Consider the following 12,647-nt stretch of genomic DNA (forward strand, 5'->3'; position numbering starts at 1 on the left):
ACCCGGTCGGGCCCGATCGCTTTTCACCGGGATCGCGGAGAATTCAGAAGATCTCCTGCGGAGAGAACACCGGGTGTGCTCAGCGCTTGGCGCGCAGCCGCGCGGCCTCGTACAGCACGATGCCCGCCGCGACACCGGCGTTCAGCGACTCGGTCAGCCCGGACATCGGGATCCGCACCCGCATGTCGCAGGTCTCCGAGACCAGCCGGGACAGGCCCTTGCCCTCGCTGCCCGCGACGATCACGACCGGGCCGGTCAGCAGCTCCAGGTCGCCCAGCTCGGCCTCGCCGTCGGCGGCCAGGCCGACCACCATCAGACCGGCCTTCTGGTAGGCCTCCAGGGTGCGGGTCAGGTTGGTGGCGCGGGCCACGGGCAGCCGGGCCGCGGCACCGGAGGAGGTCTTCCAGGCACCGGCGGTCATGCCGGCCGCGCGGCGCTCGGGGATGACCACGCCGTGCGCGCCGAAGGCGGCGGCGGAACGGACCACGGCGCCCAGGTTGCGCGAGTCGGTGACCCCGTCCAGGGCGATGATCAGCGCGTCCTGGCCGGCGTCGGCGGCCTCCTCCAGCAGGTCCTCGGGGTGCGCGTACTCGTACGGCGGGACCTGCAGCACCAGGCCCTGGTGGTTGAGCCCGCCGGTCATCTGGTCCAGCTGCGGGCGCGGGGCCTCCATCAGCGGGATGCCGCGGTCGTTGGCGGCCTGGAAGGCCTCGCGCACGCGGTCGTCGGTGTCGATGAACTGCTGGACGTACAGCGCGTTGGCGGGGACGCCGCCCTGCAGGGCCTCGACCACCGAGTTGCGGCCGAAGACCAGCTCGGCGCTGCCCGCGCCGCCGCGACCACCGCGACCGCCACCGCCGGCCCGGCGCATGCCGGCCCGGGCCTTGGCGTCCCGCTCGCGCTTCAGCGCGGCGTTGGCGGCCCGCTGCTTGGGGTGGCCCTTGCGCTCCTCACCGGGCGGGGTCGGGCCCTTGCCCTGCAGCGCCTTCCGGCTGTGCCCGCCGGTACCGACAGACGCACCCTTCTTCGATCCGGGGTTGCGGCGGTTCCTGCGCTGGCTGTTGCCGGCCATGGCTGTACTTCCTGTCTGTCCGGCATGCCCGACCGCTCCGCTCGGTGCGGCGGCGGCCGACGGCATGCGCTACGTCATGCGGGAGGGCCGCACCGGTCCGGTACGGCCCACCCATCACCCCGATCGTCGGATGGGGTTACTGGCTGTTGATCGTCCAGCGCGGGCCGGACGGGGTGTCCTCGATGGCCAGCCCGGCCAGGCCGAGCTGGTCGCGGATGGCATCCGCGGTGGCGAAGTCCTTGCGCTCGCGCGCCGCCTGCCGCTGGTCCAGGACCAGGCGGACCAGCGAGTCGACCACGCCGTGGAGGTCCTCGCCACGCTCCGCCCCGGCCCAGTGCGGGTCGAGCGGGTCGAGGCCCAGTACACCGAGCATCGCACGGACCTCGGCCAGTCGCGCCACCACGCTCTCCTTGTCGTCCGCGTTCAGGGCACTGTTGCCCTGGCGGACCGCGGTGTGCACGACGGCGAGCGCCTGCGGCACGCCGAAGTCGTCGTCCATCGCCTCGGCGAAGGCCGGCGGCACCTCGGGCGCCGCGTCGACCTTGCCGCAGCGCTCGACGGCACGCTGGATGAAGCCCTCGATCCGGCCGAACCCGGCCTCGGCCTCGCGCAGCGACTCCTCGCTGTACTCGATCATCGAGCGGTAGTGCGGGGCGCCCAGGTAGTAGCGGAGCACGATCGGCCGCCAGCGCTGGACCATCTCGGAGACCAGCACCGAGTTGCCCAGCGACTTGCTCATCTTCTCGCCGGCCATGGTGACCCAGGCGTTGTGCGCCCAGAAGCCGGCGAAGTCGTCGCCGTAGGCCTTGGACTGGGCGATCTCGTTCTCGTGGTGCGGGAAGATCAGGTCCAGCCCGCCGCCGTGGATGTCGAAGGCCGGGCCCAGGTACTTGTGGGCCATCGCCGAGCACTCCAGGTGCCAGCCCGGACGGCCGCGACCCCACGGGGTCTCCCAGCTCGGCTCGCCCGGCTTGGCGGTCTTCCACATCGCGAAGTCGCGCTGGTCGCGCTTGCCGGTCTCGCCCTCGCCCTCGGGCTGGCGCAGGTCGTCCAGCTTCTGGTTGGAGAGCGCGAGGTAGTCGGGGTACGACTTCACGTCGAAGTAGACGTTGCCGTCGGCCGCGTAGGCGTGGCCCTTCTCGATGAGCCCCTGCATCATCTCGATCATCTCGGGGATGTGCCCGGTGGCCCGCGGCTCGACGGTCGGCGGCAGGCAGCCGAGCGCGTCGTAACCCTCGTTGAAGGCGCGCTCGTTCTCGTACCCGATCTGCCACCACGGAGTGCCGAGCTCGCGCTCCTTGGCGATGATCTTGTCGTCGATGTCGGTGACGTTGCGGACGAAGGTCACCTGGTAGCCGCGGTAGGCGAACCACCGTTGCATGATGTCGAAGTTGAGGTAGGACCGGACGTGCCCGATGTGTGGCGCCGACTGGACGGTAGCGCCGCACAGGTAGATCGAGACACAACCCGGCACAAGCGGGACGAAGTCGCGTACCTGGCGGGTGCTGGTGTCGTACAGACGAATGCTCACAGCGTCAAGCGTAGTGGGCAGCGGGGGGTGCCCCGCGACATCCCCCGGGAATGACGGGCCGCACCCCCGGGGAAACGCGACTCGGCCGTGCCGGTCAGATGCCGCCGACCACCTTGCGCGGGCTGAGCCGGACGACCACCCGGACGTCGTCCGGGCCGTCCCAGGTGTAGGCGTCCACGCCGCGGTACTTGGCGGCCAGCTCGTTGATCAGCTCCCGGCCGCCCTCGGTGGTCATCGTCACCGAGCCGCGCGCCTCCAGATACTCGTACGGGCTCTCCGGCGGGTTGATCACCAGCGAGACACGCGGGTCCTTCACCAGGTTGAGGTGCTTGCGGCGACCCTCGACCGTGGAGAACAGGATGTCGTCGCCGTCCCGCTTGACCCAGACCACGGAGGACTGGGGGCTGCCGTCGGGCTGGATCGTGGAGATCACGGCGAAGCTCTTGCCGTCGATCAACGCCTTGGCCTTGTCGGAAAGTTCGACTCCCATCGGAAACCTCTTCTCGTCGGCGGCGGTACGGACCCGAGGCGAGCTCCGCGCGGGCCCGTCTCGCACATTAGCGATCCGGTCCCCGCGGCACCTGGTGAACACCCGTCAGCAGTCGGGTATTTCCGCCCCGCCGACCGAAACCCCGCTCAACGCCGTTCGTACACCAGGGCGGTGGCGATCGCGGCCAGCCCCTCGGCCCGGCCGGTCAGGCCCAGACCGTCGGTGGTGGTGCCGGAGACCGAGACCGGCGCACCGGCCGCCCCGGACAGCGCGGCCTGCGCCTCGGCCCGGCGCTTGCCGATCTTCGGCCGGACGCCGATCACCTGGACCGCGACGTTGCCGATCTCGAAGCCCGCCTCGCGGACCAGCCGGGCCGCCTCGCCGAGCAGCTTCACCCCGGAGGCACCGGCCCACTCCGGGCGGTCGGTGCCGAAGTGGGCGCCCAGGTCGCCGATTCCGGCGGCCGAGAACAGCGCGTCACAGGCGGCGTGCGCGGCGACGTCCGCGTCCGAGTGCCCGGAGAGCCCGAACTCGGCGTCCGGCCACTCCAGTCCGGCCACCCAGAGCGGGCGGCCCGCCTCGAAGGCGTGCACATCGGTACCGATCCCGACCCGGGAGATCAACGGCTCAGTAGGCATCGGCGGCCCTCCGGCGGGCGAGTACGGCCTCGGCGAGCACGAGGTCCAACGGACGGGTGACCTTGAACGCCTCCTCGTGGCCGGGCACCACGACGACCCGGCCGCCGTAGCGCTCCACCAGACCGGCGTCGTCGGTGACGGCCGGGGCGTCGGCGCCGCCCGCGGCCTCCTCGGCCAGCGCCTTGGCGTGCACCTCGACCAGGGTGGCCCGGTCGAAGCCCTGCGGGGTCTGCACCGCGCGCAGGGTGGCCCGCTCGGGCGTGTCGACGACCGGCTCGGGACGGCCCGGGTTCGGCTCGACCCGCTTCACGGTGTCGGCCAGCGGCACCGCGGGCACCACCGCCTCGGCCCCGGCCCGGACGGCGGCCGCGACGGCGTCCACCACCTCGACCGGGACGAGCGGGCGGGCCGCGTCGTGCACCAGGACGATCTCCACGTCCTCCGGGATCGCGTCCAGTCCGAGCCGGACCGACTCCTGGCGGGTCGCGCCGCCGGCCACCACCCGGATGTCCTTGCCGTCCAGCCCGTGGCTGTCCAGCAGGGCGACCACCTCGGCCACCCCGTCGGCGGGCGCGGCGACCACGACCAGGCCGACCGCCCGGCTGCGCGCCAGGGCCCGTACGGCGTGCACCAGGAGCGGCACGCCGCCCAGTTCCCGCAGGGCCTTCGGGGCTCCGGGCCCCAGCCGCTCACCGCGTCCGGCGGCGGGCACCACTGCTGCTGCGACTGCTGCTGAGGCGTTCAGGTTTCACTCCTTCGGCGAAGTGGGTATGGCCTTGGCGTGCCCGGCGGGCGCCCGGGCCCCTTCCGAAGAACCATGGTCCACCGCCCGCCGCACAACTCCGCGAAAACGGTCTTGCAGGCCTGGACCGGCTCGGGTGGGAGGCGTCGTCCGGACACGCCTCAGCGCCCGAAGTGCCACTGCACCACCCTTGGACACTTCGTCCTGGGAGCGGCGCGCCGGCACCGGGCGCTGTGAGCGGTGGGCGGCAGCCCGACTGCACTACGAGGCCGACTGCACTACGAGGCGAGGACCTCGTCGAGCAGCGTCTCCGCCTTGTCCTCGTTGGTGTTCTCCGCCAGCGCGAGTTCGCTGACGAGGATCTGGCGCGCCTTCGCGAGCATCCGCTTCTCGCCGGCCGAGAGGCCGCGCTCGCGCTCGCGACGCCAGAGGTCGCGCACAACCTCGGCGACCTTGATAACGTCGCCCGAAGCGAGCTTCTCCAGGTTCGCCTTGTAGCGACGGGACCAGTTGGTCGGCTCTTCGGTGTACGGTGCGCGCAGCACCTCGAAGACCCGGTCCAGACCCTCCTGGCCGACCACATCGCGCACGCCGACGAACTCCGCGTTCTCGGCGGGCACGCGGAGCGTCAGGTCTCCCTGCTGCACCTTGAGCACCAGGTAGGTCTTGTCCACACCTTTGATCTGGCGAATTTCGATGGCCTCGATCAGCGCGGCCCCGTGATGGGGGTAGACCACCGTGTCGCCAACCTTGAACGTCATGTGACAGGACCCCTTCCGTGGCTTTCCAGAATAACACGCCTCGCGGTGCACCCGAAGGGCGTTTTCGCAGGTCAGGGCCGGTCTCGGGGCTTGACAAGGACCCCCATGACGTGCTGCGACCGATGTTCGAGACGGGCTTCCCGCAGGTCGGAGGCGGTTCCGGCGCCCGATGAAACCCTTGCGCAACACCCCCGCAACCGTGATTGGATCTTGAGCTTTCGCCATCTTTCGAGCCGCGACCCAATCGTTATTCGATCTTGGTCGAAGCTTGTCCCCGTCGTGACCCGGACATGACGCCGGTACCGCCGGACGGCCCCGGAGCGGCCCCGGGAGTGCGACACGGGGACCACCCCGTGAGGAGCGCATAAGTGAGGTCGATAATCTGAGACCTGACCTGATCGACACGTGACCTAGGGAGAAGCCGCCGCCGTGAGCCGCAGCCTTCGACGCGGCAGCATCGCCGCCATCGCCGCCATCGCCATCGCCTCGCTGTCGTCCTGCGCCGCAAGCACCACGCCGGACACCCTGCAGATCAAGCCCGACAACGCGGCGGCGACCATCGGGACGAACCTCCGGCTGAACAACATCGTGGTCGTCACCGGGGTGGGTGCCTCGGGTGACTACACGGGCGCCGCCAACGTGGTCGTCACCATCTCCAACACGGCCGCCGTCCCGGCCGAGCTGCAGTCGATCACCGTCGGCACCAGCAGCGCCTCCCTCGCGGACGCCGCGGGTGCTCCGCTGCCCGGCATCGTCATCCCGGCCGGCGGCTCAGTGGCGATCGGCGGTCAGGGCAACCCGTCCGCCACCGTCGCCTCGGCCGCCGTGCACGTCGGCGGCTTCGCCACCACCACCTTCACCTTCAAGGACGGCCAGAAGGTCGACGCCCAGGCCGGTGTGAGCCCGAACGCGGGCATCTACGCGGGCTTCGGCCCGACCCCGGCGGCCGTCCCGACCCCGGCGGCCGTCCCGACCAAGAGCGTCACCCCGGCCTCCCCGGCCGCGACCGCCCCGGCGGCCGCCCCGTCCGCCGGCGCCACCACCCCGGGCGCCACCGGCACCCCGATGGCCGGGACCACCACCGGTGCGGCCACTCCGATCGCTCCCGCCACCGCGTCGGCGACCGCTCCGGCCGCGCACTGACGCAGCACACCGCCTCCCGCGGGCCCTTCCCGGGCCCGCGGAAGGCCGCTCACGCGGAGGGCCCCCGCCAGTGCCGGCGGGGGCCCTCCGCGTCCGTACGTTCCCGCGGTCTACGGCTTACGGCTCGAACTTGTAGCCGAGGCCGCGGACGGTGACCAGGTAGCGCGGCGCGCCCGGGTCGGGCTCGATCTTGGCCCGCAGGCGCTTCACGTGGACGTCCAGGGTCTTGGTGTCGCCGACGTAGTCCGCGCCCCAGACCCGGTCGATCAGCTGCATGCGGGTGAGCACCCGGCCCGCGTTGCGCAGCAGCATCTCCAGCAGGTCGAACTCCTTGAGCGGCAGGTCGACCTTGGCGCCGTCCACGGTCACCACGTGCCGGTCCACGTCCATCCGGACCGGGCCCGCCTCCAGGGCACCCGGACCGCCGCCGTTGTCGCCCGCGCCGCCGTCCTCGCCGCGGCGGCGCAGCACCGCGCGGATCCGGGCGACCAGCTCACGGGTGGAGTACGGCTTGGTGACGTAGTCGTCAGCGCCTATCTCCAGCCCGACGACCTTGTCGATCTCGCTGTCCTTGGCGGTCACCATGATCACCGGGACGTTGGAACGCACCCGGAGCTGGCGGCAGACCTCGGTGCCCGGCAGGCCCGGCAGCATCAGGTCGAGCAGGACGAGGTCCGCGCCATTGCGTTCGAACTGCTCCAGGGCGTCGGGGCCGGTGGCGGCGACGGCCACCTCGAAGCCCTCCTTGCGAAGCATGTACGAGAGGGCGTCGCTGAACGACTCCTCGTCCTCGACCACCAGTACTCGGGTCACGATCAGGCCTCCGGGGCACGCTGGGTTGTGGTTGTCAGGGGTTCTTCCCGCTCCCCGGCGGGGAGCGAACGGGCCGTACCGTGCGTACGGTCCGCGGTGAGAGTTCGGGGTACGGCGGCGGGCCGGGCGGTGTGGTCGCCGGGCTCGTCGTCGAGTCCTTCGGTGTCGCGGTCCTCGGTGTCGAGGTCCTCGTCGAGCCGGTCGTCGTCGAATTCGTCGTCGGCGGGCGCCTGTCCGGCGGGCAGGCGGACGGTGAAGGTCGACCCCTGGCCCTCGACGCTCCACACCGAGACGGTGCCGCCGTGCGAGGCGGCGACGTGCTTGACGATGGACAGGCCGAGGCCGGTGCCGCCGGTCTGCCGGGAGCGGGCCGGGTCGACCCGGTAGAAGCGCTCGAAGACCCGCTCGCGGTCCTTCTCGGAGATCCCGATGCCCTGGTCGGTCACCGAGATCTCGATCAGCTCGCCGTCCGCCTCGCCGAGCGCCGCGGCGCTGGAGATCCGGCGGGTGGCGATCGCCACCCGGGTGCGGGGCGGGCTGTAGTTGACGGCGTTCTCCACCAGGTTGCCGAGCGCGGCGGCGAGCTGGCCGCGGTTGCCGTGCAGGTAGAGCCCGGCGATGCCGCCGGCCGCGATCAGGATCTGCTTGGTGGCGGCCTGCTGGCGGCAGCGGTCGATCGCCTCGGCGATCAACTCGTCCACCGCGACCGGCTCCGGGTCGACCATCAGCCGGTCGTCCTGGACCCGGGAGAGGTCGATGATCTCCTGCACCAGGCTGGCCAGCCTGGTCGCCTCGACCTGCATCCGGCCGGCGAAGCGCTGCACCGCCTCCGGGTCGTCGGCCGCGTCGGCGACCGCCTCGGAGAGCAGCGACAGGGCGCCGACCGGGGTCTTGAGCTCATGGCTGACGTTGGCCACGAAGTCCCGGCGGACGGCCTCCACCCGACGGCGCTCGGTCTGGTCCTCGACCAGCACCAGCACCAGCCGGGAGCCCAGCGGGGCGACCCGGACGGACACCGCGAGCGGCTCGGCCGCGCGGGCCGCTCCGGGGCGGGGCACCTCCAGCTCGACCTGCCGGATCTCGCCGTCCCGGCGGGTGGCGCGGGCCAGCGCGAGCATCTGGTCCACGGCGACCGCGCCGCCGCGCACCAGGCCCATCGCGTACGCCGCCGAGCTGGCCTTGACCACCTCGTCGCCCTCGCCCAGCACGATCGCGCAGGAGCGGAGCACGGAGAGTACGGTGTCGACCCCCGGCGGCAGCGGGGGTTCCGGGGTGCCGGCGCCCAGTGCCTGGTACCGGCCGTAATGCCTGCCGCCGGTGTGCTTGCCCTTGGCCTGCTCGCGCTCGCTCCAACGGAAGGCGATGGAGGCGGTGAGGCCTACGCCGAGCCCGGCTATGGCACAGGCGGCGGCAGCGGCCACGTTCACGTCCATGTGGCCAGCGTAAGCGCACGGCCAGGCCACTCCCCAAGGGCTGGATCAAGGCATCGACCACGCGTTGCCGAGAATTCACCTTCACGTAGCTGCTGATTCACCGCACCGGCCGTGCGTCGTCGCCCGAACGGCACAGAGTTGGCCGCGCAGCCCGTGTGGGAGAGAACCGTGTGCCGGACAGCGGCCACGGTCTCAGGTGTGCGCGTACCATTCGCGCCACCAGCAGCGGTCGCCCGAACGCCGAAACGACGGTCGGACGGGCCGACCGGTCGGCACCGCCACCGACACAGCTACTGAGGAGAGAACATGCGCGACGCGTACCACGAGGAACTGGACTCGATCGGCGACAGCCTGGTCGAGATGGCGCGACTGGCCGGCTCGGCCATGGGCCGGGCCACCACCGCACTCCTCGACGCGGACCTGGCGCTGGCGGAGAGCGTCATCGCCGCCGACGAGAAGATCAACGACCTCCACCACGAGCTGGAGAACCGCGCCATCGATCTGCTCGCCCGGCAGCAGCCCGTCGCCACCGACCTGCGCATCGTGGTCACCTCGCTGCGGATGAGCGCCGACCTGGAGCGCTGCGGCGACCTCGCCCGGCACGTCGCCAAGGTCGCGCGGATGCGCTACCCCGAGTCGGCCGTGCCCGCCGACCTGCACTCCACCGTCCTGGAGATGGGCCAGCTCGCCCAGAGACTGGTCGCCAAGGCCGGCCTGGTGATCGCCACCAAGGACGTCGACAAGGCCCTGGAGCTGGAGCAGGACGACGACGCCATCGACAGCCTGCACCGCGAGCTGCTGTCGCACCTGATCGACGAGCGCTGGCACCACGGCATCGAGACCGCCGTCGACATCACCCTGGTCGGCCGCTACTACGAGCGCTTCGCGGACCACGCCGTGTCGGTCGCCAAGCGCGTGGTGTACCTGGTGACCGGCGAGCACGTGGCCGAGTTCGTGGCCGCCACCGAGGCCGCGGAGGCCGCCGGGGCGGAGTGACCGCCGCTCACCCCCGGGGGTGAGTAAACCTGCGGCGAGGGTGGTGTGGGTGCACGGCCTTCCGCGCACCCCACCACTGCGCGCCCATTGACGCTCCCTCCGATCGGCGGCTTCACTCGACGTTGGGGGCACAGGAGTGTGCCCGTCAGAAGGAGGGAAGAGCTCGATGAAGGCCAACCCGACCCGACCGGCACCAGCCCACAACACCGTCGAGCCGCCCACCCCGAAGCTGTTGCCCGTCCTCGCGGCCGGCTGCGGCTGCGGACCGGGCTGCGGCTGCGGCTGCCAGTCCGGCGCGCCCTGCCAGTGCGGCGGTGCGGACGGCGGCTGCTGCGGCGGCCACTGAGGCATCCGCCGCCGAGGAGTCACGAGGTGCACGGCCGCCGGGCGGCCGTGCACCTCGTCCGTTCCGGCGGTCAGGTCCGTTTCGGTGGCCGGAACCGTCAGAACTGGACGTCGGTGCAGGAGTAGAAGGCATTCCCCGTGTCGGCGATCGTCCGGACGGCGACGACCACCTGGCGGCCGGTGCGCCCGCCCGGGACGGTCGCGATGTGGCTGTGGGGGTGCGGCGGCCCAAGGCAGCGGAATCCTTGGCATGCCTGCGCCAGTCCGGCGCCCTCACGGCAGGAGCCTCCGCCACCACCCGTCAATGGTCTGAACCATCACCAAGATCGCGAAGGCTGACGGCCCACAGACGGCCCGGGAATGACGACGGCCCCTCACCAGCGCCAAACGCGCAGGTAAGGGGCCGTTTCGGCAAGTGGGTTACTTCTTGCCCTGGTTCTTGACCGCCTCGATGGCGGCGGCGGCGGCCTCGGCGTCGAGGTAGCGGCCACCGGCGACGACCGGCTTGAAGTCGGCGTCGAGCTCGTAGACCAACGGGATGCCGGTGGGGATGTTCAGGCCGGCGATGTCGGCGTCGGAGATGCCGTCGAGGTGCTTGACCAGCGCGCGCAGGCTGTTGCCGTGGGCGGTGACCAGGACGGTCTTGCCGGCGGCGAGGTCCGGGACGATGGCGTCGTACCAGTACGGGAGCATCCGCTCGACGACGTCCTTCAGGCACTCGGTGCGCGGACGCAGCTCGCTCGGGATCTCGGCGTAGCGGGCGTCACCGGCCTGCGAGTACTCGTTGTCGTCGGCCAGGGCCGGCGGCGGGGTGTCGTAGGAGCGGCGCCACAGCTGGAACTGCTCCTCGCCGAACTCGGCCAGGGTCTGGGCCTTGTCCTTGCCCTGCAGCGCACCGTAGTGGCGCTCGTTCAGACGCCAGCTGCGACTGACCGGGATCCAGTGCCGGTCGGCCTTGTCCAGGGCGATCTGCGAGGTGCGGATGGCGCGGCGCAGCAGCGAGGTGTGCACCACGTCGGGGAGCAGACCCTCGGCGGACAGGAGCTCGCCACCGCGGGCCGCCTCCTTCTCGCCCTTCTCGTTGAGGTCGACGTCGACCCAACCGGTGAACAGGTTCTTCTGGTTCCACTGGCTCTCGCCGTGGCGGAGCAGGATGAGTCGGTACGTCGTGTCAGCCATGGGCCCCAGCTTAGTGGAGGGCCGGAAAACCCCTGGTGGGGACCTTTTGGTGGAGGGCCGGGAAATCCCTGGTGGGGACCTTCGCCCCGCGGGTAATGTGTGCCCTGCGCATCTGCCACTTACATGAGTCGGCTGAGCGGGCCTGCCCCTGCCGCTCAGCGGACGCCTGCCATCAGGAGCCCCCACATGCTCGTCAGCCTGGTCAGCAACCCCCGGATCCGAAGAGTGGTGCGGGAGACGGTGGGCGGGCTGCCACGGCAGTTCTGGTGGCTCTGGGTGAGCACGCTGGTGAACCGCCTCGGATCGTTCGTCGTCACCTTCCTCGCGCTCTACCTGACCGCCGAGCGGGGGTACTCGCCCTCCTACGCGGGTCTGGTGGCCTCGCTGTTCGGCCTCGGCTCGGCGATCTCGGCGGTCGGCGCGGGCGTGCTGACCGACCGGATCGGGCGCCGGCCGACGCTGGTCGCCGCCCAACTCGGCACCGCGCTGTCCACCGCCGTGCTCGGCTTCATGGACGGCCAGGTGGCGATCGCCGTGGTGGCCTTCCTGGTGGGCCTGTGCAACAACGCGACCCGGCCGCCCACCTCGGCGATCATCGCGGACCTCGTCCCGGCCGAGGACCGGGTCCGGGCGTACTCGCTGAACTACTGGGCGATCAACATCGGCTTCGGCCTCTCGGCCGCCGCAGCCGGCCTGATCGCCACCCACGGCTACCTCACGCTCTTCCTGCTGGACGCGCTGACCACGCTGGTCTGCGCGGTGGTGATCTTCATCCGGATCCCGGAGACCAAGCCGCAGACCCCGACCGGCCAGGCGGCCGGCGCCGAGGAGCCGAGGACCAGCCTGCTCACCGTGCTCCGGGACGCCCCGTTCATGGCGCTGGTCGGGCTGACCCTGCTGGTCGCCCTGCTCTTCCAGCAGGGCAGCACCACGCTGGCCGTGGACATGGGCGCCTCGGGCGTCACGTCCACCGAGTACGGGCTGGTCATCGGACTGAACGGGCTGCTGATCGTGGTGCTGCAGATCCCGCTCACCCGGTGGATGGAGGGCCGCTCGCGGACCGGGCTGCTGATCGCCAGCTGCCTGCTCACCGGCTGGGGCTTCGGGCTGGCCGCGCTGGCCGGGTCCTCGGCGTGGCTGTTCGCGCTCTCGGTGGGGGTCTGGACGGTCGGGGAGATCCTCCACACGCCGGTGATGATGGGCCTGATCGCCGAGCTGGCGCCCACCCACGCGCGCGGCCGGTACCAGGGCGTCTACTCGCTGTCCTGGTCGCTCGCCTCACTGCTCGGCCCGGCGGGCGGCGGGCTGCTGCTCCAGTACGCCGGGCCGGCCGTGCTCTGGCTGGCCTGCGGGGTGGTCGGCACGGTCGCGGCGCTCGGGTACGTGGCGCTGGCCCGCCGGACCGGCGCGGCCGGGCGCCGCACCGACGCGGTGACCGAGGTGGCGGCGCCCGCCGCGGAGGCCGAGAAGGCTCCGGCGGGCGCCTAGAGAGCCTGTCCCCCGG

The 12,647-nt window shown here is 71.8% G+C and carries 13 protein-coding genes and 1 pseudogene; 4 read left to right on the plus strand and 10 right to left on the minus strand.

Annotated elements, in window-relative coordinates; translation table 11 throughout:
* Positions 1 to 79: 79 nt before the first annotated feature.
* From rlmB to ABZW30_RS18310, 6 genes are all read right to left on the minus strand, one after another.
* On the minus strand, positions 80 to 1,072 hold the full coding sequence (gene rlmB, locus ABZW30_RS18285; RefSeq protein WP_355672127.1) for a 23S rRNA (guanosine(2251)-2'-O)-methyltransferase RlmB: 993 nt from the start codon (positions 1,070 to 1,072) through the stop codon (positions 80 to 82).
* 136 nt (positions 1,073 to 1,208) lie between these two features.
* Complete coding sequence (cysS, locus tag ABZW30_RS18290; RefSeq protein ID WP_355672128.1) at positions 1,209 to 2,603, minus strand: cysteine--tRNA ligase; 1,395 nt, start codon at positions 2,601 to 2,603, stop codon at positions 1,209 to 1,211.
* Positions 2,604 to 2,697: 94 nt separating this feature from the next.
* Complete coding sequence (locus ABZW30_RS18295; protein WP_355672129.1) at positions 2,698 to 3,093, minus strand: PPOX class F420-dependent oxidoreductase; 396 nt, start codon at positions 3,091 to 3,093, stop codon at positions 2,698 to 2,700.
* 146 nt (positions 3,094 to 3,239) lie between these two features.
* Entirely contained in the window at positions 3,240 to 3,731 is a 492-nt protein-coding gene (gene ispF / locus ABZW30_RS18300) for a 2-C-methyl-D-erythritol 2,4-cyclodiphosphate synthase (protein WP_355672130.1), read from the minus strand.
* A complete protein-coding gene (gene ispD / locus ABZW30_RS18305; protein ID WP_355672131.1) occupies positions 3,721 to 4,446 on the minus strand; it encodes a 2-C-methyl-D-erythritol 4-phosphate cytidylyltransferase in 726 nt (241 codons plus the stop codon). Before ispD ends, ispF begins: the two co-directional genes overlap by 11 nt.
* 305 nt (positions 4,447 to 4,751) lie before the next feature.
* Positions 4,752 to 5,234 carry a CarD family transcriptional regulator gene (locus ABZW30_RS18310; protein WP_030244332.1) on the minus strand — a complete coding sequence of 161 codons (483 nt, stop codon included), beginning with the start codon at positions 5,232 to 5,234 and terminating at the stop codon, positions 4,752 to 4,754.
* A gap of 429 nt (positions 5,235 to 5,663) precedes the next feature.
* Here ABZW30_RS18310 and ABZW30_RS18315 point away from each other — a divergent pair, with 429 nt between their 5' ends.
* The gene (locus ABZW30_RS18315) at positions 5,664 to 6,377 is read left to right on the plus strand and encodes a DUF461 domain-containing protein (protein ID WP_355672132.1); all 714 of its coding nucleotides are present in this window, start codon (positions 5,664 to 5,666) and stop codon (positions 6,375 to 6,377) included.
* 117 nt (positions 6,378 to 6,494) lie between these two features.
* On the opposite strand, the gene ABZW30_RS18320 is transcribed toward ABZW30_RS18315, so the two are convergent.
* Positions 6,495 to 7,190: a response regulator transcription factor gene (locus ABZW30_RS18320; protein ID WP_031069385.1), complete on the minus strand. Its 696-nt coding sequence runs from the start codon at positions 7,188 to 7,190 to the stop codon at positions 6,495 to 6,497.
* Between the two features lie 2 nt (positions 7,191 to 7,192).
* Complete coding sequence (locus ABZW30_RS18325) at positions 7,193 to 8,623, minus strand: ATP-binding protein (protein ID WP_355672133.1); 1,431 nt, start codon at positions 8,621 to 8,623, stop codon at positions 7,193 to 7,195.
* A 306-nt stretch (positions 8,624 to 8,929) separates the two neighbouring features.
* Between ABZW30_RS18325 and phoU the strand changes: the two genes are divergently transcribed.
* Positions 8,930 to 9,619 (plus strand): phosphate signaling complex protein PhoU, encoded by a 690-nt coding sequence (gene phoU / locus ABZW30_RS18330; RefSeq protein WP_355672134.1) that lies wholly within the window; start codon positions 8,930 to 8,932, stop codon positions 9,617 to 9,619.
* Between the two features lie 166 nt (positions 9,620 to 9,785).
* The gene (locus tag ABZW30_RS18335) at positions 9,786 to 9,965 is read left to right on the plus strand and encodes a hypothetical protein (RefSeq protein ID WP_355672135.1); all 180 of its coding nucleotides are present in this window, start codon (positions 9,786 to 9,788) and stop codon (positions 9,963 to 9,965) included.
* A gap of 97 nt (positions 9,966 to 10,062) precedes the next feature.
* On the opposite strand, the pseudogene ABZW30_RS18340 reads toward ABZW30_RS18335, so the two are convergent.
* Both ABZW30_RS18340 and ABZW30_RS18345 read right to left on the minus strand, forming a co-directional pair.
* A pseudogene (locus ABZW30_RS18340) lies at positions 10,063 to 10,176 on the minus strand (lytic polysaccharide monooxygenase); the annotation flags it as partial.
* A 208-nt stretch (positions 10,177 to 10,384) separates the two neighbouring features.
* Positions 10,385 to 11,143 (minus strand): phosphoglyceromutase, encoded by a 759-nt coding sequence (locus tag ABZW30_RS18345; RefSeq protein ID WP_355672136.1) that lies wholly within the window; start codon positions 11,141 to 11,143, stop codon positions 10,385 to 10,387.
* A 186-nt stretch (positions 11,144 to 11,329) separates the two neighbouring features.
* Between ABZW30_RS18345 and ABZW30_RS18350 the strand changes: the two genes are divergently transcribed.
* Positions 11,330 to 12,631 (plus strand): MFS transporter, encoded by a 1,302-nt coding sequence (locus ABZW30_RS18350; RefSeq protein WP_355672137.1) that lies wholly within the window; start codon positions 11,330 to 11,332, stop codon positions 12,629 to 12,631.
* Positions 12,632 to 12,647: the final 16 nt, after the last annotated feature.

Source organism: Kitasatospora sp. NPDC004669, from assembly GCF_040609455.1.
GTDB lineage: Bacteria > Actinomycetota > Actinomycetes > Streptomycetales > Streptomycetaceae > Kitasatospora.